General features: G+C 64.0%; 21 protein-coding genes. 4 read left to right on the top strand and 17 right to left on the bottom strand.

Annotated features, from left to right (window positions below):
- Positions 1–135 precede the first annotated feature (135 nt).
- The 5 genes from DFR48_RS15470 to DFR48_RS15450 all read right to left on the bottom strand — a co-directional run bounded on the left by DFR48_RS15470 (position 136) and on the right by DFR48_RS15450 (position 6043).
- Positions 136–1668 (bottom strand): malonate--CoA ligase, encoded by a 1533-nt coding sequence (locus DFR48_RS15470; protein ID WP_114364084.1) that lies wholly within the window; start codon positions 1666–1668, stop codon positions 136–138.
- Positions 1665–3098: a malonyl-CoA decarboxylase gene (locus DFR48_RS15465; RefSeq protein WP_114364083.1), complete on the bottom strand. Its 1434-nt coding sequence runs from the start codon at positions 3096–3098 to the stop codon at positions 1665–1667. Before DFR48_RS15465 ends, DFR48_RS15470 begins: the two co-directional genes overlap by 4 nt.
- Positions 3095–4411 carry a TRAP transporter large permease gene (locus DFR48_RS15460; protein WP_114364081.1) on the bottom strand — a complete coding sequence of 439 codons (1317 nt, stop codon included), beginning with the start codon at positions 4409–4411 and terminating at the stop codon, positions 3095–3097. Before DFR48_RS15460 ends, DFR48_RS15465 begins: the two co-directional genes overlap by 4 nt.
- Positions 4408–4971: a TRAP transporter small permease subunit gene (locus DFR48_RS15455; RefSeq protein ID WP_114364080.1), complete on the bottom strand. Its 564-nt coding sequence runs from the start codon at positions 4969–4971 to the stop codon at positions 4408–4410. Before DFR48_RS15455 ends, DFR48_RS15460 begins: the two co-directional genes overlap by 4 nt.
- A 67-nt stretch (positions 4972–5038) precedes the next feature.
- On the bottom strand, positions 5039–6043 hold the full coding sequence (locus DFR48_RS15450) for a TRAP transporter substrate-binding protein (RefSeq protein WP_114364078.1): 1005 nt from the start codon (positions 6041–6043) through the stop codon (positions 5039–5041).
- A gap of 126 nt (positions 6044–6169) precedes the next feature.
- Here DFR48_RS15450 and DFR48_RS15445 point away from each other — a divergent pair, with 126 nt between their 5' ends.
- The gene (locus DFR48_RS15445; protein ID WP_114364077.1) at positions 6170–6844 is read left to right on the top strand and encodes a GntR family transcriptional regulator; all 675 of its coding nucleotides are present in this window, start codon (positions 6170–6172) and stop codon (positions 6842–6844) included.
- 32 nt (positions 6845–6876) lie between these two features.
- On the opposite strand, the gene DFR48_RS15440 is transcribed toward DFR48_RS15445, so the two are convergent.
- Genes DFR48_RS15440 through atpD form a run of 9 tightly spaced genes read right to left on the bottom strand, consistent with a single transcriptional unit; the run spans position 6877 to position 13483 of the window.
- Complete coding sequence (locus DFR48_RS15440; protein ID WP_114364075.1) at positions 6877–7800, bottom strand: F0F1 ATP synthase subunit gamma; 924 nt, start codon at positions 7798–7800, stop codon at positions 6877–6879.
- A 3-nt stretch (positions 7801–7803) separates the two neighbouring features.
- The gene (locus DFR48_RS15435; protein ID WP_114364073.1) at positions 7804–9342 is read right to left on the bottom strand and encodes a F0F1 ATP synthase subunit alpha; all 1539 of its coding nucleotides are present in this window, start codon (positions 9340–9342) and stop codon (positions 7804–7806) included.
- The gene (locus DFR48_RS15430; RefSeq protein WP_114364072.1) at positions 9339–10070 is read right to left on the bottom strand and encodes a F0F1 ATP synthase subunit delta; all 732 of its coding nucleotides are present in this window, start codon (positions 10068–10070) and stop codon (positions 9339–9341) included. Before DFR48_RS15430 ends, DFR48_RS15435 begins: the two co-directional genes overlap by 4 nt.
- A 13-nt stretch (positions 10071–10083) precedes the next feature.
- Entirely contained in the window at positions 10084–10329 is a 246-nt protein-coding gene (locus DFR48_RS15425) for a F0F1 ATP synthase subunit C (protein ID WP_114364070.1), read from the bottom strand.
- A complete protein-coding gene (locus DFR48_RS15420) occupies positions 10326–11024 on the bottom strand; it encodes a F0F1 ATP synthase subunit A (protein ID WP_114364068.1) in 699 nt (232 codons plus the stop codon). Before DFR48_RS15420 ends, DFR48_RS15425 begins: the two co-directional genes overlap by 4 nt.
- Positions 11021–11317 carry an N-ATPase subunit AtpR gene (locus DFR48_RS15415; RefSeq protein WP_170141897.1) on the bottom strand — a complete coding sequence of 99 codons (297 nt, stop codon included), beginning with the start codon at positions 11315–11317 and terminating at the stop codon, positions 11021–11023. The genes DFR48_RS15420 and DFR48_RS15415 overlap by 4 nt, the downstream gene beginning before the upstream one ends.
- Complete coding sequence (locus DFR48_RS15410; protein WP_114364065.1) at positions 11314–11604, bottom strand: AtpZ/AtpI family protein; 291 nt, start codon at positions 11602–11604, stop codon at positions 11314–11316. Before DFR48_RS15410 ends, DFR48_RS15415 begins: the two co-directional genes overlap by 4 nt.
- Positions 11601–12053, bottom strand: coding sequence for a F0F1 ATP synthase subunit epsilon (locus tag DFR48_RS15405; RefSeq protein WP_114364063.1), 453 nt, complete (start codon positions 12051–12053; stop codon positions 11601–11603). Before DFR48_RS15405 ends, DFR48_RS15410 begins: the two co-directional genes overlap by 4 nt.
- On the bottom strand, positions 12050–13483 hold the full coding sequence (gene atpD / locus DFR48_RS15400; protein ID WP_114364062.1) for a F0F1 ATP synthase subunit beta: 1434 nt from the start codon (positions 13481–13483) through the stop codon (positions 12050–12052). Before atpD ends, DFR48_RS15405 begins: the two co-directional genes overlap by 4 nt.
- 466 nt (positions 13484–13949) lie before the next feature.
- Here atpD and DFR48_RS15395 point away from each other — a divergent pair, with 466 nt between their 5' ends.
- From DFR48_RS15395 to DFR48_RS15385, 3 genes are all read left to right on the top strand, one after another.
- Positions 13950–16001, top strand: a complete 2052-nt coding sequence (locus DFR48_RS15395; protein WP_114364060.1) for an O-linked N-acetylglucosamine transferase, SPINDLY family protein — start codon at positions 13950–13952, stop codon at positions 15999–16001.
- Complete coding sequence (locus DFR48_RS15390) at positions 15998–17251, top strand: UDP-galactopyranose/dTDP-fucopyranose mutase family protein (protein ID WP_114364058.1); 1254 nt, start codon at positions 15998–16000, stop codon at positions 17249–17251. The genes DFR48_RS15395 and DFR48_RS15390 overlap by 4 nt, the downstream gene beginning before the upstream one ends.
- Positions 17252–17538: 287 nt before the next feature.
- Positions 17539–23802 (top strand): beta strand repeat-containing protein, encoded by a 6264-nt coding sequence (locus DFR48_RS15385; protein WP_114364057.1) that lies wholly within the window; start codon positions 17539–17541, stop codon positions 23800–23802.
- Between the two features lie 300 nt (positions 23803–24102).
- Here DFR48_RS15385 and DFR48_RS15380 read toward each other — a convergent pair whose 3' ends face one another.
- Genes DFR48_RS15380 through DFR48_RS15370 form a run of 3 tightly spaced genes read right to left on the bottom strand, consistent with a single transcriptional unit; the run spans position 24103 to position 26327 of the window.
- Positions 24103–24807 (bottom strand): DUF1868 domain-containing protein, encoded by a 705-nt coding sequence (locus tag DFR48_RS15380; protein WP_114364056.1) that lies wholly within the window; start codon positions 24805–24807, stop codon positions 24103–24105.
- A 9-nt stretch (positions 24808–24816) separates the two neighbouring features.
- Positions 24817–25581, bottom strand: coding sequence for an inositol monophosphatase family protein (locus DFR48_RS15375; RefSeq protein WP_114364054.1), 765 nt, complete (start codon positions 25579–25581; stop codon positions 24817–24819).
- An 8-nt stretch (positions 25582–25589) separates the two neighbouring features.
- Positions 25590–26327 (bottom strand): glycerophosphodiester phosphodiesterase family protein, encoded by a 738-nt coding sequence (locus DFR48_RS15370; protein WP_114364053.1) that lies wholly within the window; start codon positions 26325–26327, stop codon positions 25590–25592.
- Between the last annotated feature and the right edge of the window lie 26 nt (positions 26328–26353).

The following is a 26353-nucleotide window of genomic DNA, read 5'->3' as shown; positions in this document are numbered from 1 at the left end:
CGGTCGCACGTTGGGACCGTTGCGGCGCACCTTTCAAAGGTCGGACCGAAGCCGGGAGGCGATCGCCGACAATCCAGGCGAGGTGGGCGGGCATTGGCTCCGATGGGTTGCTTGCGCGGTTCGACCGATTGAGTCCTAACCGTTTGCCGACGCACCCGCCGGCGCGTAGATTCCGGCATATCTCTCGCGAAGTACGTTCTTCTGGACCTTGCCCATCGTGTTGCGCGGCAGGTCGTCCACGAAGATCACGCGCTTGGGTTGCTTGTAGCGCGCCAAGCGGTCCTTCAATCCGTCGAGAACGGCGCGCTCATCGATTGTTGCGCCCGCCTTCCGCACGACGACTGCGGTCACGCCCTCGCCGAAATCCGGGTGCGGTACGCCGATGACGGCGGTTTCGACGACGCCCGGCATCTGGTCGATCTCGGTCTCCACCTCTTTCGGATAGATGTTGTACCCGCCGGAGATCACGAGATCCTTGCCTCGGCCGACGATATGCACGTAGCCTCGTTCGTCGATCTTGCCGAGATCGCCGGTAATGAAGAAGCCGTCGGTGCGGAACTCGGCCTGCGTCTTCTCGGGCATGCGCCAGTAACCCTTGAAGACGTTGGGACCTTTCACCTCGATCATGCCGGTCTCACCGTCGGGCAGTGGCTTTCCGCTTTCGGGGTCGGTCACGCGCAGCGAAACGCCGGGAAGGGGGTAGCCTACCGTTCCGGCGATGCGCTCGCCGTCATGGGGGTTCGAGGTGTTCATGTTGGTCTCGGTCATGCCGTATCGCTCGAGGATCGCATGACCGGTCATTGCGTGGAACGTCCTGTGGGTCTCGGCAAGCAGGGGGGCCGAACCGGACACGAAGAGACGCATGTTGGCCGTCGCCTCGCGCGTCAGCCCCGGATGCTGGATCAGCCGGACGTAGAAGGTGGGAACGCCCATCATCACCGTCGCCTGAGGCATGAGCCGCAGAACCTCGTCCGCATCGAATTTGGGGAGGAAGTACATCGATGCGCCGGCGAGGAGCGTGACGTTCGATGCGACGAAGAGGCCGTGCGTGTGGAAGATCGGCAGCGCGTGAATGAGCCGGTCGTCGGCGGTGAAGTGCCAGTAGTCGCGAAGCGTCGCGGCGTTCGACAGAAGGTTGTCGTGTGTCAGCATGGCGCCCTTGGAGCGGCCCGTCGTGCCCGAAGTGTAGAGGATGGCGGCGAGGTCGTCCGGCCCGCGATGCGCGTCGGAAAAATCGGATGTTTCCCCGTTGGCAAGCTCGATCAGGGAACCACCGCCTTTGTCATCAAGGGTTTCCACATGGGCGCCGTGACCGGCCGCGAGCTTCGCGATGCCCTCCTTCGCCGCCGGCGCGCAGACCACCACCCGCGGCTCGGCATCACCGATGAAATAGTCGAGTTCCGCAAGGGTATAGGCGGTGTTGAGCGGAAGGTAGACCGCGCCGACGCGAACGCAGGCGAGATAGAGCATCAGCGCTTCCGGGCTCTTCTCCACCTGCACGGCCACCCGGTCGCCGGGCCTCACGCCGAGCGTATCAAGCGCCGATGCGATGCGGCCCGAATGGGCCAGCATATCCCCGTAGGTCCAGGAACGGCCGTCGGTCGTCAGAATGAAGGTGGCTTCCGGGCGTGCGGCATGGCGGATCGCGTCGAACAGGTGATTGCTCATGAGGTGAACTCCTTGCTGTCATGCTTCTTTGCTGCGTCGCGCGGCTCGCCCTTCGGCGGGAGCCTGCCCGCTGCCGGGGCGCGGGCGCCTCTGTCGGCTGGAACCAGGCGTCGGACGGCGGGCGCGGCAATGACCTCGCCGCGGCTCGCGAACGCCTCGTGATTTGTTTCGATGTCTTCGAGCTTGTAGAGATAGTTGACCATGAGACCGTGGGCCTGCCGCATCGCGCGCTCGGAGCGGTCGGCGAGGAAATTGATGCGCTCGAGTCGCGCGCCGTTTCCGAGGTGGAATCGCGCGACCGGATCGAGGGGTTTGCCGCTTCTGTTGCGGGCTCTGAGGAAGTACCACGCGGCCGCGGCAGTCATGGCGGATTGGGCACTTGCCGCCGCCTCCGGTCGATCGGCCCAGTCCGGCTCGTCGAGCACGGCGAGCCCGGCGCGATCGGCGGGGGTAAGGGCGTCGGAGACTTCCGCCGCGCGTTCGCGCGACAGCCAGTCGGCAAAACCGGGCACCGGTGACAGGGTCGCGAAGGTGTCGAGTCGGGGAAGTTCGCGCCGCAGATCCTCCACCACCTGCTTGATCAGAAAATTGCCGAACGAGATGCCCCGCAGCCCTTCCTGACAGTTCGAGATGGAATAGAAGACCGCTGTCGTCGCGTCCGCAGCACGGATCGTTGCGCGATCCTCCCTCAAGAGATCGGAGATGGTCGAGGGCATTTCGCGCGTCAACGCCACCTCCACGAAGATCAGCGGGTCGTCGACGAGTTGCGGATGGAAGAAGGCGAAGCAGCGCCGGTCCTCCGGCGCCAGGCGCCGCCGCAACTCGTCCCAGCCGCCGATATGATGGACAGCCTCGTAGCGGATGATCTTCTCCAGGATGTCCGCCGGTGTGGACCAGCTGATCGGCCGGAGCACGAGAAAGCCGCGATTGAACCATGACCCGAAGAGATGGGCAAAGTCAGCATCGACCGCCTCGAGGTCGGGGTTGTCGCCCTTGAGGGCGAGCAGGACCTCCCGCATCCCGACGAGCGTGGCCGTACCGTTCGGCGCGAGATTGAGCCTGCGGATGAGTTCCTGCCGGCGCGGCTCCGCCGCCTCGCTCAACTCGAGCAGTGCCTTCGGGCTGGGGTCGGTACGATAGGCCGCGATCGCCCGCTCGAGCCGCTCGATGTTCGGGCCGAAGCGCGAGAGCAGCGCAAACATGAAGTCGCGCCGCCTCTGCTGGTCGAAACCCTGCCAGCGGTCGAGAATGTTCTTGGCGAGGGCCATGCCGGAGGCTTCGCCCCGACTGGACAGCAAGGTTTCGCAGAGCTCTTCCGTCGTGCCGATGGCATCGGCTTCGTCGTCCTGGGCGGCACCGAGCGACAAGAAACGGCGACCGCGATCGGTGATGCTCTGCAGCATGTCGCTGAAGAATGACGTCGTGTTCATTGGATCGTCCCCAGCATGTGGTTCGGCAACCAGGTTGCGATTCCCGGGAAGATGCAAAGGATGAGGATCGCGAGAAACATGACGAGCACATAAGGCAGCGAACCCCAGAGGATGTCCCGTGTCTGGATCTGCGGTGCGATGGCGTTGATGACGAAGAGATTGAGGCCGATGGGCGGGGTAATCAGCCCCACCTCCATGTTGATCGTCAGCACGATCGCGAACCAGTAGGGGTCGAAGCCCGCCTGGGTGACGATCGGAAAAAGCATCGGCGCCGTCATCACGATCACGGCGACCGGCGGCAGAAACATGCCGCAGATCAACAGGAAGACGTTGATGACCACCATAAGCACCCACCGGTTCACTTCCATGTCGGCGATGGCGGCGGCGACGGTCTGCGTAATGAACAAAGAAGACAGTGCGAAGGCGAAGAGCTCGGCGGCGGCCATGATCATCATGATCATGACGCTTTCTTTCATCGCCGAACCGAAGATGCCGGCGACGGATCGGAAACGGAACAGGCGGTAGGCGATGATCACCACCAGCAATGTCAGCAGCGCACCGGCCCCGGCCGCTTCCGACGGCGTGGCGATCCCGCCGTAGAGCACGTAGAGCGTTCCGGCGATGATCAGCAGGAATGGCAGGATGCGCGGCAGGCCGGTCAGCCGTTCCCTTATCGAATAGCGGACGAGGCGTGCATCGAATTCGTAGCCCTTGCGCTTGCAGTCGATGATCGCCCAGGTCATGAACATGACCGTCAGCAGGAGCCCGGGAACGACGCCTGCCATGAACAGGCGACCGATCGATGTTTCGGTCGCAATCCCGTAGACGATCAGCGTCACCGACGGGGGAATGAGAATCCCGAGCGTGCCACCGGCGGCGATCGAGCCGCTCGCCACCGAGGTCGGATATCCACGCTTCAGCATCTCCGGAATGCCCATCTTGCCGATTGCCGCGCAAGTCGCCGGCGATGAGCCGGTCATGCCGGAAAAGATCGCACAAGCTCCGATATTCGAAAGGATGAGTCCGCCCGGAATGCGGTTCAGCCAGCGGTCGAGCGAAGTATAGAGGTCCGATCCCGCCGGAGACGAGGCGACCGCCGCCCCCATGAGGACGAACATCGGAATGGATACGTAGGCGAGATTGGCGATGCCGGAGAACATCGTGTCGCCGAGCACGTAGAAGATGGCGCCGCCGCTTTGCGCATAGAGCGCCGCAAAGGCTGCAAGGCCGAGGGCGAAGGCGATCGGCATGCCTGTCGCGAGCAGTGCGAACAGGCAGCCGACGATCATCAGACCGGAGACGGTGGGGTTCATTGGGCGATCTCCCGGGGATGCGGATTGGTATCGGGCTTCCCCTCGACGCTGCGATGGCCGTTCGCTACCGGTGCCGCGAGCGCGGAGACGAGCGTCATGATCTGGGCGACATATTGCAGGCACAGCATGGCGAAGCTTGCCGGCAGGGCGGCAAGCGGTACCCAGAGTGGCGGCGCCCAGACGCTCGAATGTCTCCAGTTGCCCGCCCATGCGTCGTGGAACTGGATCCAGGTCGCAATGAGCATGATGACGCAGAAGAGGAGACCGAGCAGGCTCGCCACGACCCGCAGCACCGCCCGGGTGCGGCTGCCGACCATCATCTCGACGACGTCGACACCGACATGTCCGCCCTTCAACAAGACGTAAGGCGCGCCGAGGAACATTGCCGCCGTTGCGGAGAAGACGACGAAATCCGTCTGCCAGATCGTCGGCTGGCGCAGCACGTAGCGCATCGCAATCATCTGGCAAATTACCAGCATGGACGTGATGACCAGAGCCGTCGCAACGATCGCGAGCCCGCGCGAAGCGTTGCCGACAGCCGTTACATAGGCCTTGAGCATGCGATTATCCTCGAGTTGCGAGAAGCAGTGGGAGGGCGCGCTGTCGCGCGCCCCTCAGTCACCTTTCTCACTTCACGGCAAGGGCCTTTTCGATCAGCTTGTCACCGCCGGGCACGTTGGCGGCGAAGTTCTTGTAGGACGACTTCTTGGCGACCTCGAGCCAGGCGTCGAAATCGTCCTTCGACATCTGGACGACTTCGACACCCGCCTTCTTGTAGGTGTCGATCATCACCTGGTCTCCCTTGCGAACCTCCTCGTTGAAATAGGCCTCTGCCTTTTCTCCGGCCGCAAGGATCGCCTTTTGCTGCTCTTCCGTCAGGCCTTCGAAGACGCGCTTCGACACCAGCACCGGCTCGTACATGAACCAGAGAGCGTTTTCACCGGGCGCCGTCAGGCACTTGGCCTGTTCGAACAGGCGATAGGAGACGAAGCTCGCAGACGATGTGTTCGCCGCATCGAGCACACCGGTCTGCATGCCGGAGTAGATCTCCGAAGACGGCATGGACGCGATGGAGGCACCCGCTTCCACGAGCATTTCCTCGAAAGCCGGCCCGGCTGCACGGATGACCTGGCCCTTGATCGTGTCGGGCGAGGTGATGCAGCTCTTCTTCGACGCGAACGCGCCGGAAAGCCAGGCGTCGGAGATCACGATCGCACCGGCGTCCTCGATGATCTTCTTGATGTCCTGCATGAACTCGGAATCGTTGAGCCGCATTGCGCGGTCGAAGTTTCCGACAAGCCCGGGCATCAACGTCGCGGAGAATTCCGGATGGCGGCCCGAGGCATAGTCCAGGGGAAACGACGTCATGTCGAGGAGACCGCGAGTGACGGCGTTCCACTGGTCATTCGCCTTGTAGAGCGAGGATCCCGGAAAGACCTGGATCTCGAGGCCGACATTGGCTGCCGCCACGTCCTTGGCGATCAGCTGGACCATCTCGTCACGGATGTCGCCCTTGCCCCCGGGGAACTGGTGCGAAGCCTTCAGCACCGTTTGGGCATCGGCCGAGGTCACGGCTAGGCTGCCGACGGCGACGACTGCGGATGCCATCAGCGTCCGTAGAAAAATGCTCATCTCTTCCTCCCTGGTATTCCGGCCCTCCCGCCGGTGGTATAAGAATGAAGCTATCTTGCGCACAATGTCAACAATCTTGTATACAAGAAACGAGACGGCGCATATCTGGGGCGAAATGGGCAGGGAATGAGCGAGAATATCTTCTACAAGCTGCGCGACAGCATCGAGAACGGCATCGTGACCGGCGAGTTCGCGCCGGGAGAGCGCCTTGACGAAACCCAGCTTGCGACCCGCTTCGGAGTTTCCCGTACTCCGATCCGGGAAGCCTTGCTGCAATTGAGTGCGATCGGGCTCGTCGAAATCAGGCCGCGGCGGGGTGCCGTCGTGGTTGATCCTGGGCCGCAGCGCGTCTTTGAAATGTTCGAGGTGATGGCCGAACTGGAAGCCATGGCGGGGGCGCTTGCCGCACGCCGGCATACCAGGGAAGACGGCGCTGCCCTTCTCGCCGCCCACGAGAAGTGCAAGGAGGCAGCTGCGAGCGAAGACCCCGACCGCTACTACTACGAAAACGAGAGCTTTCATCAGGCGATCTACGCGGCGAGCCACAGCGGCTTCCTGGAGGAGCAGTGCATCGCGCTGCATCGCCGCCTTCGCCCTTATCGTCGTCTCCAGCTCAGGGTGCGCAACCGCATGAAGACCTCGTTCAGCGAGCATGGGGAAATCGTGGAGGCCATTCTTGCCGGCGATGCAAACGCAGCGCGAGAGCGTCTGCGCAGCCACGTGGCGGTTCAAGGCGACCGTTTCGGCGATCTTGTTGCAAACCTCGCCACCCGCGAGAGGCATACCGGCCGGGTTGGATAGGGCGTCGAACCTCGGCCGCCGAGCGCCTCCGACTACTCCGGGCCAGCGCGATCCTGCGCCGTTCTCCGGCTACGCCCGGACGAGGCCCGCGCGCCCGTCGATCCGGCGGGATCATCCGCCTGGTCGGCCAGCTCGATGACCTCGTTGGTGATCTCCTCCTGACGAAGCTGGCGGGCAAGGGCCGTCAGGTCGTCGAGCTTCCTGGAGACATTGTCCTTTGCCGCGATCATGGCGCGTGTGCGCGCCTCGTTCTCCGCTGCGAAGGAGATGATGACCGCCTCGCACAACTCGGCAAACACGTATTCCTGGGCGAGCCCCTCGAGGAGGCGCTGTGGCGGAAGCGTGATCAAGGGCGCCTCCGTCAGCCGCGCAAGCTGAAACCTTTGGTAATCGAAGGGTATCAGGCGCTTTGTGACAATGTCGATCCGGCCGGCAGGTACGAGCGCCGTGTGGATGACGGTGACCTCGGATATCGCACCCGCTTCCAGGCGATCGTAGAGCGCGTCGATGATCCGTTCGGCAAGCTGTGCCGCCTCGTCGACATGGGCGATCATCGGCGCCGACCACTCGACCGCAAGCCCCCGCTCGCCGGCGATCATCAGTCCGCGGTCGCCGACGAGAAGCAGCGCCGGCGGATGTCCGGCGCGCTCATTGCTGAAGGCCTCCACTGCATCCAGCACTCTCTCGTTGAACGTACCGGCAAAGCCCTGTTCCGTGCAGAACGCGACGACCGCCTCGCCACCGGAGGTGTTGACGGTGGCCGGTGAGGCCGGCAGCAGCGAGAGAGCTTCGCCGATCGCGACGCCGATCGCATCGGCGTAGGTCCGCACACCGGCGAGGTGCTGGCGTGCCTCCCGCGAATGGGCGACGGCGATGCCGCGCATGGCGGTCACGATGGTGGATAGCTGCCGGACGGAGCCTATTCTCGCCTCGACGCCGCTGAGCCGCTCGACCATCGTTCACGACTCCGCGTCTGCCGCAGTGGAGGCGAGCTCCGCTGCAAGCCTCGCGACCACGGCCACGAGATCGGCGAGCTGGCTCTCGGCGAGTTGCTTGCCTTCTTCGATAGCCGTTGTCGCGGATGTCGGGTTCGCGTCGAGGAAAGCGGCGAGGCGTGTGCGCAACGTCGCGAGGTCTTCCGGCGAAAGCGCGTCGAGCGTCCCGGCGTTCAGGGCGGCAAGCAGGGCGATCTGGTCGATCATCCGCAAGGTCGCGAAGCGCTGCTGCGAGAGCAGGGCGCGGATGTGTTTCCCCCGGAGCATCTGCGCCTTGACGCGCTTGTCGGAAATGCCGCCGAAGCGGGTGAACATTTCGAGCTCCTGGAACTGCGAATACTGCAGGCGAACCTCGCCGGACACCTGTCGCAGGGCCGGATGCTGTGCCTTGCCGCCCACGCGGCTGACGCTGAGGCCGACGTCGACGGCCGGCCGTTGGTCGGCGGTGAAAAGGTGCGAGTTGAGGACGATCTGTCCGTCCGTGATCGAGATCAGGTTCGTCGGAATATAGGCCGACAGATTACCCGCGTCCGTCTCGGCGATCGGCAACGCCGTGAGAGAGCCTCCTCCGAGCTTGCCGGAGAGCTTTGCCGCGCGCTCCAAGAGGCGCGCATGCAAGTAGAAGACGTCACCAGGATAAGCTTCCCGACCCGGCGGTTCGCGCGTCAACAGCGCCAGTTCGCGATGCGTCGCGGCGTGCTTGCTGAGATCATCGATCACGATCAGTGCATGCTCGCCCCGGTCGCGGAAATACTCCGCCATGGTGAAGCCGGTGAACGGCGCGATCCACTGCAGTCCCGGCGAAGCCGCGGCGGACGCGACCACGAAGATGCACCGGTCCATGGCGCCATGATTGCGGATGGCTTCAATGACGCGCTCGACGGCCGTCGCCCGCTGTCCGACGGCCACATAGACGCTGATGATGTCGGCGTCCTTCTGGTTGACAATCGTGTCGACAGCGATCGAGGTCTTTCCCGTCGCCCGGTCGCCGATGATCAGTTCGCGCTGACCACGGCCGAGGGCAAACAATGCGTCGACAACGAGAATGCCGGTTTCGACGGGGCGCGAGACGAGGTCGCGGTCAATGATGGCTGGAGCCGGCCGTTCAATGGGCTCTTGGGCCTCTGCGGCAATGGGCGGCCCGCCGTCGAGCGGCCGGCCGAGGGGATCGACGATCCGGCCGAGGAGCGCGCGTCCGACAGGAACCCGCACCACTTCGCCGGTGCCCCGCACACGGGAGCCGGACTGGATCGCCGCCCCGTCATCGAGCAGGACGGCGCTGATGGTCTCCTCGTCCAGCGTGAGCGCAAAACCGGTGCGTCCGCCCTCGAAGAGCAGCAATTCGTTCAGGCGGACGTCGGGCAGGCCCGAAACGGCCGCGACATTGTCGGCGACATGCTCGACCCGGCCCACAGCTTCGGCGGAAGGACCGAGCCGCAACTGCACGATCTCGGTGCTGCTTTCGGTGAACCAGTCCGATCTCTTCTTACCGTTCTCCGTCATTCGTGCGCCAACTCCCGGGCTATGCGGTCGAGATCGCCGCGAAAACTGTTGCGCACCAAAGCATGCGGCGTGTCGATCTCCAGGCCGGCGATGAGATCGTTGTCGCAAACGACGGAGAGGTCCACCGGCCGGCCCAGTGCGGCGGCAAGCTTGGTGTGCAGGGTCTCGTCTTCGCCGGCGGTGAGCGGTCGTGCGGTCTTGAGGGTCAGCGGCGTGCCTTTGCCGATGTCGGACCGGCTCTCTTCGGGCAATGCGATGACGGCGTCGACAAGGCCGTCGATGAAGCCGGAGACCTTTGCCTCGTCCGGGAGGCGGGTGAAGAGCTTGCGGGCGATCTCGACGGCGAGCGCCTTTGCGTGCTCGGCATCGGAGGCCGCGGCCTCTCGGCGCTTCCGGTCGATTTCGGCGTCGGCGGCGCGTCTCAGCGTCTCGGCCTCGTCACGCGCCTGCGCAAGGAGCTTCGCCTTCGCGACCTCGGCGTCGGCCGCCGCGGCTTTCAGAGCCTCTCCTCGGCTTTCGGTGATCCGTTGCACCTCCTCGGCGGCCTTCTGCCGCTCCGCTTCGGCGTCGGCGCGCGCCTGTTCTGCCAGGCTCATCACGCTTGCGGCCTCGGCGCGTCTCGCCTCGATGATCGCGGCGACGGGCTTCAGCAGGAAGCGCTGCAGGAGCCAGACGAGGATCAGGACGTTGATGGTCTGCAGCCCGAGCGTCCACCAGTCGATGTGCATGACCGGATGCCCCTCAGGCGGCGTAGGGATTGGCGAACAGCACGAGCAGAGCGATGACGAGACAATAGATCGCCATGGTCTCGATCATCGCCAGGCCAACGAACAGGGTGCGGGAAAGGGTTCCGGCCGCTTCCGGCTGGCGGGCGATGGCGTCCATGGCGGCAGCCACGGCACGTCCTTCCGCAAGTGCCGGACCGATCGCGCCGAAGGAAACGGCGAGTGCTGCGGCGATGATGCTGACGATTCCGATGACGTTCATGGGCTTTTTTCCTCCTTCAGGGATGAGGATGGGGACCGGCGCTCCCCGACGGCCGCGCCGATGAAGACGGTTGCGAGAACCGCGAAAATGTAGGCTTGTACTGCGCCCGTCAGCAAGTCGAGCGCCATCAGCGGGATCGGCACGATGAGGCCCGCGAGCGACAGCACGATGCCGATGACGAAAACGCCGCTCATGATGTTGCCGAAGAGGCGCACGATCAGCGAGAAGGTCCGGGTGATCTGCTCGACGACATTGAGCGGGATCATCACCCAGCTCGGTTCGGCGAAGGTCTTGAGGTAGCCGGCGATCCCCCGTGCGCCGATCCCGTAGCCGATGGTGGCGGCGAGAACGATGAGCGCGAGCGCGGCATCCGTCTCGATATGCGCCGTCGGCGGCTCGATGCCGGGAACCAGCGACGACCAGTTGGCGACCAGCACGTAGAGGAACAGCGTGCCGATCAGGGGACGGTAGGGGCGGGGATCGACCTGCATCGTGTCACGGATCTGGCCGTCGATCGCCTCAACCAGGATTTCGAGTGCGGCCTGCATCCGTGACGGCTTCACCGAAAGCCTGCGCGTGGCGAAGAAGAACAGCAGGCCGAGCGCCGCCATGATTGCCCAGGTGACGAGGACAGGCTGGGTCAGGGGCACCGGACCGACGAAGAACAGCGGTTCGAGAACGAGTGGCGACTTCATGACATGCTCCGCGCGCGCCTGAGGATCAGGCCCCGGCCGATCACGATGCCGGCCGCGGCACTCAGGAGTGCGGTGGCTCCGAGGCGAGAAATGCCGAAGAGTGCCGCCGCCAGGACGGCGAAACGAGCCGCCTGGAGGAAGAAGGCGCGTGCGACTTCCCCGGAAGCGAAGAAGCGCGTATTCCAGCCGAGGAGGCCGAAATGGGCGAGGCCGAGGAGGCCGCCGAGCGTGAGACCCAATGCCGCCTTGAGAAGAAACATGCCGTCGAGGGCGGAGAGAAACATGTCGATCATTGGCGATGCATCCATTTCCAGGCGGAGCGGAAACCGAGCGCCGCGCCGATCATGATCAGGGGTGCGGAGAAGAAGACGCCCGTCGAAAAGGTCCTGTCGAGCCAACGGCCGAGAAGGAGCGCAAGCAGCGTCGGCACGACGATGCTCCAGCCGAGGATACCGATCTGGCCGAGCCTCGTCCCGAGCGACGGTTCCGGATCCTCGGCACCCTGCTGTTGCCGCTGGGCGGCTCGACGGGCAGCGCCGGCGAGCCGTTCGTCGCGAGGAGGTTCGTGCGGCGATGTCATGGCGCCTCCTCTCGGGACGGGTTGAACCTGTTGGCGCTGCCCGCGTCGGCGCCGAGAAGCCGGGCGAGCTGGCGAACCGCGTTGGCGTGCAGGCGCATGTGTTGGACGCGCGATTGACGACCGGTATCGACAAGCGCCGAACGCATCGCCTCCACTTCCGCCTCCAATCGCGAAAGATCATCGCCGACTGTCGCCCGCCGGCAGGCAATGCGCACCTCGCGGCCGCCGGAGATTGTAAACACGCCGCCGCTCTGCGCGCAGTAATGCATGCGCTGCTCGTGGTCCCGCCACCGCACGACGGATGCCGGCAGGACCGTCAGCAGATCCGCATGACCTGCCAGAATGCCGAAACTGCCGCTTTCGTCCTCGGCACGCACCGATCTGACGGCATCGAGATCGACGAGGACGGTCGCGGGGGTGCTGATGACGAGATGAAGGCCTGTTGTCATTTCGCGGCTTCTCCGCTCGTCCTGCGAACCGCCATTTCCTTCTCCTGTGCTTCGGCGAGCGTGCCGACCATGTAGAGCGAACTCTCCTGCCAGTCGTCGCAGGCTCCGGACAGGATGGCGCGACAGCCGTCGATCGTGTCGGCGACCGCCACGGAACGGCCGGGGACGCCGGTGAAGCCCTCCGTCACGGCGAAGGGCTGGGTCAGGAAACGCTGAAGCCGCCGTGCCCGCTCGACGATGCGGCGATCGTCGCTACCGAGTTCCTCGACGCCGAGAAGCGAGATGACGTCCTGCAGTTCGCGATAGTGCTCGATCGTCTTGCGGACCTCCATGGCGATGTCGGCATGTTCCTGCCCGACCACCATGGGGTCGAGAAGGATGGAGGAGGAGGCGATCGGATCGACGGCGGGATAAATCCCTTCGGCGGCCATGTCGCGCGAAAGCACCACCATGCTGTCGACATGGGTGGCGATCGTCGTGACTGCGGGATCGGTGAAGTCGTCGGCCGGCACGTAGACGGCTTCGATCGCGGTGATGGAGGCGTCGCCGACCGAGGCAATCCTTTCTTGCAGCGCGGCGACCTCGCTTGCGAGCGTCGGCTGGTAGCCGACACGGGAGGGCAGCCGGCCGAGCAGACCGGAAACCTCGGCGCCGGCCTGTACGAAGCGGAACACGTTGTCCATGAGGAGCAGCACATTCTGGTGCCGCTCGTCGCGGAAATATTCCGCGATCGTGAGCGCCGTCATCGGCACGCGCCATCGAGCGCCCGGCGGTTCGTTCATCTGGCCGTAGACGAGCGCCGTGCGCGCGAGAACGCCGGAGCTCGTCATGTCGAGCAGCATCTCATGACCTTCGCGCGACCGTTCACCGACCCCGGCGAAGACCGAAATCCCCTTGTAACTCTCCACCATCGCGTGGATCAGTTCCATGACCAGCACCGTCTTGCCGACACCGGCTCCGCCGAACATGGCGGCCTTGCCGCCGCGGGCAAGCGGCGTCAGCAGGTCGATGACCTTGATGCCGGTGGCAAAGATCGTCGAGGAGCCGGCCAGCCGGGCAAGATCTGGCGGCGCGCGATGGATCGGCCTCCGCGGCGTGTCGTCCGGCAATGCCTTGCCGTCGTCGCCGGTCTTGCCTGTCACGTCGAGGAGCCGGCCCAGAACCGCTTCGCCGACCGGAACGGTGATCGGCCGACCGGTGCCGAGAACGGGATCTCCGCGCCGCAGACCCGTGGTCGCCTGCAGGGCGATGGCGCGTACCGTCTCCGTATCGAGATGAGCCTGGACCTCCGCGATAACCGTTCTCGTGGCGCTGTCGGTGATGAGCAGCGCGTCTTCGATCGCTGGCAACGCGTGGCTCGAAAAGGCGACGTCGACGACCGCGCCGCGAATGGCAATCACCCTGCCCTCGATGGTCACGCTGCTGGTCATGCGGCTTCCGTCCTTCCTGGATCGGCTTCGCAGGAGAACACGCGTCCGGGACGCCGACCTTGACCTCGGTCAATTTTCAGGTCGTCCCTTCCCTGCGAAGTAGACAGCCGCGCGCTGCTGCTGGCAAGGCAATTCCTTCAGATGCCGCAGCACGCCTGTGAAGTCGTGAGCGGTCCGCTGGCGAACGAGCGCGCGTCGAGGGATTTGGCGTCCAGGAAGGCCGAAGTGTGTCTTCCTCGATGAGGTGACGGACCGCAGAGGCTTTCGTCACAAACCGACGGGTGCAATGCAATTGTGTTACTTCGTCGCATAGGCCTAACTTCGATCGAAGTTTTCGCGACGGCATCAAACGCTATGCGTCCAGCGACACCAAACCTCGCAATGAGAGGAATAGGCCGGAAAATTAAGCCGGGGAAATCCGCACCCGATGCTTGCAACCGCATCTGCCAGATCATCAATTTGGGGCATGACCACCAACGACACATCCGCGCCGACGTCCGCTTCGCGAATTGCCGGAATACAGGGCCTGTCTCTGGCGGACCTGCTCAAGCTCGCAGAAGGCCGGAGTGCTGCCGGGCAAGGTGCCGATGCGGCCGAGATCTACAAGATCTGGATCGCCTTCAACGAAGGCCATCCCTTTCTTCATCTCGTCTATTTCAACTATTCCGTGACGTTGCGCCAGCTCGGCGATATCGCAGGGTCGATCCATGCCCTGCACGCCTGCCTGAAACTCGACCCGCAGTTCGGGCCGGCCCATGTCAATCTCGGCCGCGCATTCGAAGATGCCGGTGCCGCCGCGCAGGCCATACGGCAGTGGCAGCGTTTCGTGGAGATGACGGCCGACAGCACGGCCGACCGGCTCGCACATCGCCTCATGGCGCTTCAACACATCGGCCGGGTGATGGAAAATGCTGGCCTGCTGGACGAGGCGGAAACCGCCTTGTGGCAGGCCATCGAGCTGCGCCCCGACAAGACCGAGGCCGGCCAGCACTGGAGCGCCCTCAGGCAGCGTCAGTGCAAGTGGCCGATACTTGTGTCGTCCGACCATGTCTCGACACGACAGCTGCTCGACGCGATGTCGCCGTTGGCGCTTGCATGTTATTCGGACGATCCGCTGTTCCAGCTCGCCAAGGCTTATCGTTACAACAAGTCCTTCGTCGGGCGTCCCGACGTCAGCGGGTTCGCGCGCAGCAGTCCCAGGCGCAAGTCGGGAACCGGTCAGCGGCTCCGGGTCGGCTATGTCTCGTCGGACCTGCGCGATCACGCCGTCGGTTTCGCGCTTCGTGAGGTCCTGGAGCTGCACGACAAGGAAAGCGTCGAGATCTACGCCTATTATTGCGGTGAGCCGGCCGGCAACGATGCGACGCAGGCGAGGATGAAGGCAGCGGCCGACTGCTGGCGCGACATCGCGGCCGTCAGCGACATGGAGGCTGCGCGCCAGATCGCGGCGGACGAGATCGACATCCTCGTCGATGTCAACGGCTACACGAGAAGCGCCAGAACCAGGATTTTCGCCTACCGTCCCGCGCCGGTCATTGTCAATTTCTGCGGCTATCCGGGTTCGATGGGCAGCCCCTTCCATCAGTACATGATTACGGACGATCACATCGTCCCTCCTGAAAACGAAATCTACTATTCGGAAAAAGTACTGCGGATTGCATGCAGCCAGCCGCTGGACCGCAGGCGCGTCATTGCCGAGAAACCGAGCCGCGCGAACGCGGGGCTTCCCGAGGAGGCTTTCGTCTTCGCCTGCTTCAACGGTATGCAGAAGGTGACGGAAGGCGTCTTCGCGTATTGGATGCGTATTCTCGCAGCGACGCCCGGCAGCGTGCTCTGGCTGCTCAGCGGCGACGATAGTACCGATCAGCGCCTGCGCAAGGCGGCCGAAAGCGCCGGCGTGGCATCGGAACGGCTGATCTTCGCGCCGAAGGTGCCGAATGCAAAGCACCTCGCGCGCATTGCCGTCGCCGATCTCTTCCTCGACACGTTCCCGTATGGTGCCCACTCGACGGCGGCCGACGCGCTGACTGTCGGACTGCCGGTGCTCACCTTCCCCGGCAAGAGCTTTGCCGCCCGCTTCTGCCACAGCATCGTCGCTGCCGCGGGTGTTCAGGAGACCATCTGCGCCGATCCGGAGCATTATGTCGAAACGGCAATCGCCCTCGCAAAAGACCGGGGCAGACTCGCCGGTATCAGGCAGGCCCTCGCGGCGGCGAGGGAAACCAGCGTGTTGCGCGATATTCCCGCCCTTGCCCGGCGGCTCGAAGAGCTCTTCTGGCAGATGCAGGAGGAATGCGAGCGCGGCGAGACACCCGTGCCGGACCTGCGCAATCTTGACATCTACTATGAGATTGGGAGTGAACTCGCTCAGGAGAACGCCGTCTTCTGTGAGGATGCCGTCTATCGCCGGCGCTATATCGAAAAGCTCGCCGAATGGCACGATTTCTCACCTCTCCAACACGATAGCCGCCTGTGGACGGAAGCGATCGAGCGAAGCCATTCGCGAGGTCAGGTATGAGCGGGGCGAACCGGTTCCTGCAGCGCCGCATCGAAAAGATTGCCGTCGTCGGCGCCGGTCTTTCGGGGGCGGTCATCGGGCGTGAGCTCGCCGAAGCCGGCCACGCAGTCGACATCTTCGACACGCGCGCCCACATTGCCGGCAATTGCCATACCGAGCGTGATCGGGAAACCGGTGTCATGGTCCACGTCTACGGACCGCATATCTTTCACACCGATGATTGCGAGGTCTGGGATTACCTCAACCGCTTCCAGACGTTCATGCCGTACAAGAATCGGGTCAAGACGACGGTGAAGGGGCAGGTTTATTCCCTGCCGATCAATCTCCATACGATCAATCAGTTTTTCGGCAAGGCGTTCAGGCCTGACGAGGCGCGAGCCTTCATCGCAGAACTCGCAGACGGGAGCATATCGAACCCGGCGACTTTCGAGGAGCAGGCGCTCCGTTTCGTGGGCAGGGAACTCTACGAGGCGTTCCTCAAGGGCTATACGCAGAAGCAATGGGGGTGCTCGCCCGCGGAACTGCCGTCCTCCATCCTGAAGCGGCTTCCCGTGCGGTTCAATTACGACGACAACTACTTCTTCCATCGATACCAAGGCATGCCGCAACACGGCTATACCGACATGGTCAGCCGGATTCTCGATCACGCGAACATCACGATCCATCTCGAGACACGCTTCCGTCGCGGTCAGCAGACCGACTTCGATCATGTGTTCTATTCCGGCCCGCTGGATGGCTATTTCGATTACGAATGCGGACGCCTCGGGTATCGCACGCTGGATTTCGAACGCTTCACCTATGACGGCGACTACCAGGGCTGTGCCGTCATGAACTACGCCGACGCGTCGGTGCCCTACACGCGGGTGACGGAACACAAGCATTTCTCACGGTGGGAAGACCGTACCGGGTCGGTCTGCTACCGCGAATTTTCGCGTGCCTGCGGCGCGGACGATATTCCTTACTATCCGATCCGTCTGGTGGACGACGCGGAACAGCTCGCCCGCTACGCTGCGCGCGCTGTCGAGGAGCTTTCCGTCACCTTTGTCGGGCGGCTCGGAACCTACCGCTATCTGGATATGGACGTGACGGTTCGCGAGGCGCTGGATACCGCGCGGCGCTACCTTTCTGCGCGCGCCGGAGGGGACCGGATGCCGGCGTTTCTGCACCCACCGATAGAACCGCGGGAGTTCGCTCGAGAATACGCGGATCTTCCTCGTTCAGGAATGGAAAACCTGCGCGTATCCCGGTGATCTTCGGCGCGGTGCGTGCTGACGGGCCCCCGGCGAAGCATTGGCCGGGAAATCATCGACCGCGAACGAAACCATCAGGTTCGGGCAAGCCAAGTGGACGAATAGAGTTTCTTGCTAAGTGGTAGATCCGCGTGAGCGACTGCAATCTGAGCGCGTGACCCGGCGGCTGACAAGCGCCGCCGGAGCTGGTGCCCGGAGCTCTATCGGGGGCAATTGCACACGTTCCCCGACGCTGCTGTCAATGTGGATTGTTACAGACGCCGGGCAATATCAGGGGGCCTTCGCGCATGACCTCGACAATACCTTCGCTGAGCACGAGCCAGATCAGGTCTCTCTCGACGGCCGAGGTCAAGGCCTGGACCACCGAAGACGTGGGATTGCTGTCCACCCAGCAGATCAACGTGCTGTCCGCTGCACAAGTGGCGGCCCTGGACGTCGAGGACGTCGATGTCCTCAACGCCAGGCAATTGAATGCCATTTCCGTGAGCGCAGTCGTTGGTCTTACGCTGGATCAACTGGCCGTTCTGGATCAGCTCGATATCAAGAGCCTGAGTTCCGGTCAGGTTGCCGCCCTCACCGGCGCGCAGGTCGGTGCACTGACGAGCGTTCAGGCGGAGGCCTTGACCTCGTCTCAGGTCGGCGCCCTCAGCGCGTTGCAGCTTTCGATGTTGGGCCCCGACGACATCGCCACATTCTCGCTTGCCGATTTCACGGCAATCACCGGCAGGGCCATCTCGGGTCTGACGACGGATACCCTTGCGGCGGTCTCCTCTGATCAGATTGCTGCCTTGAACACGGGTGCCGTGGCTGGTCTGACGACCGCGCAGCTTGCAACCTTGTCGACCGGGCAGGCAGAGGCGTTGACCGTCCCGCAGGTCAGGGCTCTGAGTGCGGCGCAACTTTCCGCCCTGGGAGCACAGCGGGTCGCGACATTCTCGACCTCAGAGATCGCCGCGATCACGAACAAGACCGTCGGCGGTCTGACGCCAGCCATCCTCGCGGCACTCTCTACCGACCAGATTGCCGCCTTGAACACGAGCGCGATCGGAGGTCTGATGACCGGCCAGGTCGCCGCCCTGTCGACCGAACAGGCCGCGGCGCTTTCCGTCACGCAGATCAGGGCATTGCTCTCGAAGCAAGTTTCGGCCCTGACCACGCAAGCCCTTGCCGCGCTTTCCACCGACCAGCTCGCGGCCTTGAGCACAGGTGCCATGGTCGGCCTGACGACTGCGCAGCTCGCAGCCTTGTCGACCGGGCAAGCCGAGGCGCTGTCCGCCGCACAGATCAGGGCGCTGAGCGCGGCGCAACTTTCCGCGCTCGGCGCGCAGCGGGTTGCGACATTTTCGACCGGAGAGATCGCCGCGATCACCAACAAGGCAGTCGGAGGTCTGACGCCGACCATCCTCGCGGCATTGTCCACCGATCAGATCGCTGCCTTGAATACGAGCGCGGTTGGGGGTCTGGCGACCAGTCAGGTCGCCGCCTTGTCGGCCGAGCAGGCCGCGGCGCTTTCCGTCGCGCAGATCAGAGCGTTGTTGTCGAAACAAGTCTCGGCCCTGACGACCAATGCTCTCGGGGCACTGTCGAGCGACCAGATTGCGGCATTGACCACGACCGCCCTGGCGGGCCTCACGACCAGCCAGGCCGCCGCCTTGTCGAGCGCGCAGGCCGAGGCGCTGAACGTCATGCAGGTCCGGGCGTTGAGCGCGGCCCAGCTCACGGCGCTCGGGGCACAAGGGCTTGCGACATTCTCGACCGCGGAGATGGCTGCGATCTCCAGCAATGCGCTCGGTGGCCTGACGACGGGTGTTCTCGCGTCGCTCTCCACTGGACAGGTCGCTGCCTTGAGCACGGGCGCGATCGGGGGGCTGACGACCGCCCAGATCGACGCGATGAGCACCGCACAGATCGCGGCCCTCAACGCCAGACAGGTTGCGGCCCTGAGTTCGACGCAGCTTGCAGCTCTCGGAGCCGACGATATAGCGACATTCTCGACCGACGAGATCGCGGCGATCACCAACAAGGCCATCGGAAGCCTGACGACGGGTACTCTCGCGACGCTTTCCACCGAGCAGATCGCAGCCTTGAGCACGAGTGCGATCGGGGGGCTGACGACCGTTCAGCTTGACGCGTTGAGCACAGGCCAGATTGCCGCTTTGGGTACCAAGCAGGTGGCAGCGCTGACCTCGACCCAGATTGCCGCCCTGCAGCCCGACGGCGTCGCGGCATTCTCTTCAGCGCAGATGGCGGCTTTGAGTGTCAGTGCCGTTTCCGGCCTGAGCATCGCCCAGATCGAGGCCCTATCGACAGGGCAGGTCGCCGCCTTGTCCCCGACGCAGCTTCGCGTTCTCAGTTCCGAGCAGCTTGCCGCGCTGAGCGCGGACGACCTGGCAACCTTCTCGCCTGACGACATCGCAGCGATCAGCTCGGCGGCCATTGCCGGCTTGTCTACGAGTGCGATTGCCGCGCTCTCGACCGATCAAATCGCTGCCTTGAGCACGAAGTCTGTAAGCAGCTTGACCGTCGCACAGATCGAGGCTCTCAGTACCGCTCAAGCCGAGGCACTGTCTGCCACCCAGGTCCGGGTTTTGACGTCGACGCAGCTCGCGGCCTTGGGGGCGGAAGGCATAGCGACATTCTCGACCGCTGAGATGGCGGCGCTCGGCGCGAGTGCCGTTTCCGGCCTTTCCACGAACGCCGTCGCGGCGCTCTCCGCCGCTCAGATCGGCGCTCTGAGCACAGGCGCGATCGTGGGCCTTACGACCGCCCAGGTCGCCGCTTTGAGCACCGGCCAGATCGCTGCTCTGGGTACGACCCAGATCGCGGTCTTGAATGCGCCTCAGGTGGGTGCCTTGGGTACCGAAGGCCTCGGGGCACTGTCGACCGACCAGATGGCGGCCCTTGCCACGAACGGCATCCGGGGCCTGACCACTGCCCAGATCGACGCCCTCAGCCTTGGCCAGATCGCTGCTCTCAGCACCAAGCAGGTCGTCGGATTGAGCGCCGCCCAGATTGGCGCTCTCGGCACCGACGGCATTGTAGCCCTCTCGACCGACCAGATCGCCGCCCTGAGCGCAGCCGGAATTTCGGGCTTGTCGACGAGACAGGTCATTGCGCTCAGCGGCAGCCAGGTCGAAGCGCTGACCCCCGTCCAGGTCGCCGCTTTGAGCTCCGCACAGCTCGCCGTCCTGGATGCGGCCGACATCGCGACATTCTCGACCAGCGATATTGCAGCCCTTGCCCCGAATGCCATCTCCGGCCTTTCCGCGTCCGTCGTTGCCTCTCTTTCGACCGCGCAAATTGCGGCCTTGAGCGCGTCCGGCACGTCGGGCCTGTCGACCGGCCAGATCGCTGCCCTGACTTCGGCGCAGATTGCGACCTTGAACACCAAGCAGGTCGCAGCGCTGACCTCCGAGCAGGTCGCCGCCCTGGGGACGGCGAACATGACTGTCCTGTCAACCAGTCAGATTGCCGCCCTGAGCACGGCCGGCGTATCGGGCCTGTCCACCGGCCAGCTCGCGGCGATGAGCATCGATCGCATCGGCGCTCTCACCCCGGCGCAGGTCGCCGCGCTCAGCGCCGCGCAACTCGCCGTCCTCGACGCGGACGATATCGCCGCGTTCTCAACCAGAGACATGGCCGCCATCGGCTCGAGCGCGATCTCGGGTCTTTCCACGACCGTCGTGGCAGCGCTCTCGACCGCCCAGATCGCCGCTCTGAGCACGGCAGGAATCTCGGGTCTTTCGACGAGCCAGATTATGGCGCTCGGCAGCAGCCAGTTGGAGGCGTTGACCCCGATCCAGGTTCTGGCGCTCAGCTCCGCGCAGCTCGCCGTCCTTGATGCGGACGACATCGCCGCGTTCTCGACCAAGGATATCGCGACGATCGCTCCGGCTGCCATATCGGGCCTTTCTGCAAGCATGATCGCCGCACTGTCGACGAGCCAGATTGCGGCGCTCAGCACGGCCGGCATTTCGAGCCTCTCCACCGCGCAGATCGCAGGGCTGACGACGAGCCAGATCGAAGCCCTTACCACCGACCAGATCGCGGCGCTGAATTCCAGGCAGGTTGCCGCTCTGGGGACAAGCGGCATTGCGAGCCTCTCGATTGCCCAGATTGCAGCCCTGAAGTCAGGCGGTATCGCTGGTCTCTCGACCGACCAGGTCGCGGCACTCAGCCTCGCCCAGGTCGAGGTTCTGGCGCCCTCCCAGATTGCGGCGCTGGGTTCGGCGCAGATTGCGGCCCTGAGCACAGACGACCTCGGGGCATTTTCGACCGCCGACATCGCTGCGATCACATCGAGCGCCATTGCAGGGCTGTCTCCGGGCACGCTGGCGGCGCTCTCGACCGGCCAGATTGCCGCGCTCAGCGCCGCCGGTGTGACAGGCCTTTCGACCGGCCAGATCGCCGGATTAAGCGCGGACCAGATCAAGGTCCTGACGGCTGCCCAGGTTGCCGCGCTGAGTTCGAAGCAGGTTGCCGCCCTCGGCACCGACGGCATAGCGGCGTTGTCGACGGCTCAGGTCGCCGCGTTGAATACAAACGGTATTGCAGGTCTTTCAACCGGTCAGATCGCGGCCCTGAGCCTCGGACAGGTCGAGGCTCTCGGCTCCAGCCAGATCGCCGCTCTCAGCTCTGCGCAGCTTGCGGCCCTTGGCGCGGACGACATCGCCGCGTTCACCGCGACAGATATCGCGGCGATCGCCTCGAATGCGATGCCGGGCCTCTCCACCAGCGCGATCGCGGCACTCTCGACGGCGCAGATTGCGGCACTCAGCGCCGCCGGCATATCAGGCCTTTCCAGTGGACAGATTGCCGGTTTGAGCAGAGACCAGATCGAGGCCCTGACGACGGTCCAGGTTTCCGCACTGAACTCGAAGCAGGTCGCCGCTCTCGGCGTGGACGGCATAGCGGCCTTCTCGACCGCGCAGATCGCCGCCGTGACTGCAAGCGGTGTCGCGGGATTGTCGAGTGGTCAGATCGCGGCACTCAGCAACGAACAGGTGACGGCGCTCGGTCCCGTCCAGATCGCGGCGATGAGCTCGACGCAGATCGCATCCCTGGGCACGGATGATCTTGCGGCGTTCTCGACCGCAGATATTGCCGCAATCAGCTCGAGAGCCATGTCCGGCCTGTCCACGAGCATGATTGCCGCGCTCTCCACGAGCCAGATTGCGGCTCTCAGCGCGACCGGCGTGCCGGGCTTGTCAACCGATCAGATCGCTGCCCTCAGTATCGACCAGATCGAGGCACTGGGTCCCGCCCAGATTGCGGCATTGAGCTCGGCACAGATTGCGGTTCTGAGCACGGCGGAGCTGGAGACGTTCTCAACCGCCGATATCGCGGCGATCGGAGCGAGCGCGATACCGGGCCTGTCCACGGGCACGGTCGCCGCGCTTTCGACGGATCAGATCGCCGCGCTCGGCACGGCCGCCATATCGGGTCTGACGAGTGGCCAGGTCGTGGCACTCGGCATCGGCCAGATCGAGGCGCTTCGTCCGGCCCAGGTTGCCGCGCTGACGTCGACACAGGTTTCCGCTCTTGGCGTGGATGGAATCGCAGCGTTCTCGACCGCGCAGATCGCCGCCCTGAGCACGAGCGGTATTGCCGGCTTGAGCGGCGCGCAGCTCGGAGCCTTCAATGTCGAGCAGCTTGAAACGCTCTCCACCAGCCAAATTGCCGCGTTGACTGCGGACGGGATCGCGGGACTGACCGCGGAGTCTCTGGGAATCCTCTCCATCGGGAAACTCGCCGCAATCAGTTCGTCCGCCATCAAGGGCCTGTCGACGGAGTTCGTTGCGGCTCTTTCCACCGCGGATATCGCTGCGCTCGGCACCTCCGCCATCGCGGGGCTGAGCAGCGCCCAGGTCAACGCCCTCAGCGCCGAGCAGATCGATGTGCTCTCGACGGCGCAGATTGCCGCCCTCAGCGCTGACGGGCTCGCCGGCTTTACCGTCGATGATCTTGCGACGTTCTCGACGGCGGAACTCGCCGCAATCAGCACGTCCGCCATCAAGGGCCTGTCGACGGCCTTCATCGCCACCCTGTCCACGTCCGAAATCCATGCATTGACGGCCGGCCAGATCGGGGCGCTGAGCTACAATCAGGTGGTCGCGATGCGTACCGACCAGGTTGCCGCATTGTCGACGGCGCAAATCGGCGCGTTGAACGCCGTCCAAGCCGCGGCGCTGGGCGCCGACGACATGGCGGGCCTCTCGACTGCCCAGATCGTCGCGCTCAGCCCCGGCGCGGTGCCGGGACTGACGACTGGTGTCATCGCCGCCTTGACGACCGCACAGGCTGAGGCCCTGACGCCCAGCCAGGTGAACGCCCTGACGGCTGCGCAGGTGAGCGCGCTGACGTCCGAAGAGTTGGCGACCTTCTCGACCGATGATGTCGAGTCGTTCAGCTCTACCGGCATCGCCGGCTTGTCCACCGAAGACATCACGAACTTGTCCAGTGAACAGCTGGACGCATTGATGGGCTCGCAGATGGGGGCGCTGAATCCGGATCAGATCGCGGCGGTCATTTCCGCGTATCTGACGGCATAGGTTGCGTCGCAAACGGGGAGCTGATCGGGCCATATTCCAGCTCCTTGCGGGTTCGATCCACACGCAGAGTATCAGCATCGAACCTAACAACCGTCATTAGTCTGTTGCGCCTCTGTTTTTCGAGATGTTTCCGGCATCGGGTCCGGTTCGGGATACCAAGGCCCAGAAAGTTGAGATCGCACGTGCCACGAACCGGCTCATCCTCAGCGTGGTGAGCTTCAGCACGAAACGTCCGACATGGGGCGACTCGCGCCTTGATTTTCATGACGCTGGATGCGCTAGGCGAGGCCGAGAACGTGACTAACGGTCACGTCCCGAGGTCAGAAAGAACTGCCGCTGGAAGCAGAACATATCATTGAAGAGGCAATATTCACCCGGACCGACTTCGAACGGCGGGAGACTGTCCAGCATGTCCTTTTCTTCGGCAGCCAGAAGATCGGACAGTTCGGCAAACTCCTCGTCCGTCGGTTCGCCGACGAAATAGGCCATGGTGATATGGAACTCATAGGTGTCGTGGCCTTCAAGCCGCATGCCGACGCACTCGGCGATTTGATCTCTCAAGGCCCGGATGGCCTTGTCTTCGGCGTCGTCTATCGGCTTCACGCCAAGGACTATGCCGTCCCTCAGTGGCCAGAAGCCTTTGATCTTCATCTGGAATTTTGATGGCCCGGCAAAGTCTGCCGCGCGAAGCCTGTTCGCGACAAAGCGGTTCGCTTCTTCGAGCGGTGTGGCGAGGGAGAGGTCCACGGGCCAGCGATCAGCCCGGCGATCCTGATCGCAGATGCCGACATAGAGCGTCATGTGCCAGCTCGAGGGTGGCAGCAACGTATAGGAATGCACCGCACGGGCGCTCCTCAGACGATCATAGAGTCCGTCGAGCCGGGCGATCAGCGCGGCCTGTGCCGTGACATGGCAGACAATCGTGTTGCCCGGGAAGTAGCGTACGGCGCCGCCTTCATGAAACTTCCGGCCGATATCAAGCGGTTTGACTGTCGAAATGAGCATGGCGGCCCTTCATCCCTTTACGTGTGTTGAAATTTCGGTCGTGTCTTCGATCAGAGCCTGTGTGCCGACCATCACCCACATGCCCTGAGCGGCAGGTGTGCCGCCCCAATGACTTTGGAGACCTGCCTCTCGGCAGATGAGTACGCCGGCCGCGAGATCCCAGAGGCTGAGATTGCGTTCGAGATAGCCGTCCGTGCGTCCGAGCGCGGCAAAGCCGAGGGAGATCGAGGCGCAGCGGTATTGCGCGACGCCCCAGCCGAGACGGCGCAGATGCGTCTCCACGTGACTGATGTCTTCCGCCGGCCAGCGGTTGTTTTCTCCGACCGCCGCCAGCCTGACATCACCGAACGTGTCATCGCGGCGCGCGGCCTTACCGTCGACAAAGAGGCCGCTGCCGGCCGTGGCGGACACCGTTATGCCCAGGACGGGGTAGCGGATGACGCCGATGTCGGGCATGCCGTTTGCCATGTGGGCGAGCGATATACCCCATAGCGGGTTGCCACGCAGAAAGTTGGCGGTTCCGTCGATGGGATCGACAATCCAGTAGTCGTCGGATATCTCACCGCCCAACTCTTCGCCGACCAGGGGCGCACCGTTGAAGATCTCGGCAACAGCCGATCTCACGAACCGTTCGATGTCCTTGTCGGCTTCCGAGACGAAATCCAGCGGTCCCTTGGTCGAAAGAGCGAGCATGTCGCGCTGTCGAAAGTGGTCAAGCGCCCGTTTCCCGGCTTCGTCCACCAGGGACACGGCGAGAGCATGGCGAGGAGACATAGCCCGTGTCACAGGCCGATATCCGCGTGGTCGGTAAGGATCGTCTGGGCACCAAGGCTCAACAGCCGTGAGGCTTCCGCGCGGTCATTGATCGTCGCCACGGCGAATTCGATGCCGCTTTCCTTCAGCCTGGCAAGCGCGTCGTCATCGATGAGTTCCGACGTGCAGTGCAGGATCTGGCAGTCGACCTCGGCAAGCAGCGCTCTTGGATCGCGCGGCGGGACGACGACCGCGAAGGCGCGGGGCGTGTCGGGCATGAGCTTGGCCGCGTGCCTGATCGCCCGGACGGAAAAGCTCGTGAGAAAGAGCCGCCCACGATCCTTGGGCCAATACTTCTCGAGTACTGAGCACGCGACTTCTGCTGTCTCCACATCATCCCCGGGCGTCGGTTTCAGTTCAACCTGCAGGCCGAGATCCAGTTCGAGAACCGTCTCGATCAGTTCTTCGAAGGTCGGTACCTTTTCTCCGACGAAGCTCGCGGCGAACCAACTGCCGACATCCATGGCCCGGATTTCCGCGAGCGTCAGTCCTGCGACCAGCCCGCGACCGTTGGTTGTTCTGTCCACCCTGTCGTCATGGATGACGACGGGATGTCCGTCGCGCGTCAGCTTGACATCGATCTCCACCCATTTGGCGCCCCGCTTCTTGGCTTCGCGGATGGCTGCAAGGGTGTTTTCCGGAGCATGCGCACTGGCGCCGCGGTGGGCAATCGACCGTTCTTTGACGAAAGGAGAGAGGGAGGTCATCGGATATCGGACTTTCTTTTTCAGGG

Origin of the sequence: Ciceribacter lividus (assembly GCF_003337715.1) — a bacterium.
Taxonomy (GTDB): domain Bacteria; phylum Pseudomonadota; class Alphaproteobacteria; order Rhizobiales; family Rhizobiaceae; genus Allorhizobium; species Allorhizobium lividum.
The sequence above is the reverse complement of the archived record's forward strand: the minus strand, read 5'-3'. Positions and strand labels throughout refer to the sequence as shown.

Excerpts from the sequence above, each read along its gene's own strand:
- DFR48_RS15455 (WP_114364080.1), bottom strand. The coding sequence starts at position 4,971 with ATGCTCAAGGCCTATGTAACGGCTGTCGGCAACGCTTCGCGCGGGCTC.
- DFR48_RS15450 (WP_114364078.1), bottom strand. The coding sequence starts at position 6,043 with ATGAGCATTTTTCTACGGACGCTGATGGCATCCGCAGTCGTCGCCGTC.
- DFR48_RS15415 (WP_170141897.1), bottom strand. The coding sequence starts at position 11,317 with ATGATCGACATGTTTCTCTCCGCCCTCGACGGCATGTTTCTTCTCAAG.
- DFR48_RS15395 (WP_114364060.1), top strand. The coding sequence starts at position 13,950 with ATGACCACCAACGACACATCCGCGCCGACGTCCGCTTCGCGAATTGCC.
- DFR48_RS15425 (WP_114364070.1), bottom strand. The coding sequence starts at position 10,329 with ATGAACGTCATCGGAATCGTCAGCATCATCGCCGCAGCACTCGCCGTT.
- DFR48_RS15460 (WP_114364081.1), bottom strand. The coding sequence starts at position 4,411 with ATGAACCCCACCGTCTCCGGTCTGATGATCGTCGGCTGCCTGTTCGCA.
- DFR48_RS15430 (WP_114364072.1), bottom strand. The coding sequence starts at position 10,070 with ATGCACATCGACTGGTGGACGCTCGGGCTGCAGACCATCAACGTCCTG.
- DFR48_RS15410 (WP_114364065.1), bottom strand. The coding sequence starts at position 11,604 with ATGACATCGCCGCACGAACCTCCTCGCGACGAACGGCTCGCCGGCGCT.
- DFR48_RS15465 (WP_114364083.1), bottom strand. The coding sequence starts at position 3,098 with ATGAACACGACGTCATTCTTCAGCGACATGCTGCAGAGCATCACCGAT.
- DFR48_RS15385 (WP_114364057.1), top strand. The coding sequence starts at position 17,539 with ATGACCTCGACAATACCTTCGCTGAGCACGAGCCAGATCAGGTCTCTC.
- DFR48_RS15390 (WP_114364058.1), top strand. The coding sequence starts at position 15,998 with ATGAGCGGGGCGAACCGGTTCCTGCAGCGCCGCATCGAAAAGATTGCC.
- atpD (WP_114364062.1), bottom strand. The coding sequence starts at position 13,483 with ATGACCAGCAGCGTGACCATCGAGGGCAGGGTGATTGCCATTCGCGGC.
- DFR48_RS15380 (WP_114364056.1), bottom strand. The coding sequence starts at position 24,807 with ATGCTCATTTCGACAGTCAAACCGCTTGATATCGGCCGGAAGTTTCAT.
- DFR48_RS15470 (WP_114364084.1), bottom strand. The coding sequence starts at position 1,668 with ATGAGCAATCACCTGTTCGACGCGATCCGCCATGCCGCACGCCCGGAA.
- DFR48_RS15405 (WP_114364063.1), bottom strand. The coding sequence starts at position 12,053 with ATGACAACAGGCCTTCATCTCGTCATCAGCACCCCCGCGACCGTCCTC.
- DFR48_RS15435 (WP_114364073.1), bottom strand. The coding sequence starts at position 9,342 with ATGACGGAGAACGGTAAGAAGAGATCGGACTGGTTCACCGAAAGCAGC.
- DFR48_RS15440 (WP_114364075.1), bottom strand. The coding sequence starts at position 7,800 with ATGGTCGAGCGGCTCAGCGGCGTCGAGGCGAGAATAGGCTCCGTCCGG.
- DFR48_RS15420 (WP_114364068.1), bottom strand. The coding sequence starts at position 11,024 with ATGAAGTCGCCACTCGTTCTCGAACCGCTGTTCTTCGTCGGTCCGGTG.
- DFR48_RS15445 (WP_114364077.1), top strand. The coding sequence starts at position 6,170 with ATGAGCGAGAATATCTTCTACAAGCTGCGCGACAGCATCGAGAACGGC.
- DFR48_RS15375 (WP_114364054.1), bottom strand. The coding sequence starts at position 25,581 with ATGTCTCCTCGCCATGCTCTCGCCGTGTCCCTGGTGGACGAAGCCGGG.
- DFR48_RS15370 (WP_114364053.1), bottom strand. The coding sequence starts at position 26,327 with ATGACCTCCCTCTCTCCTTTCGTCAAAGAACGGTCGATTGCCCACCGC.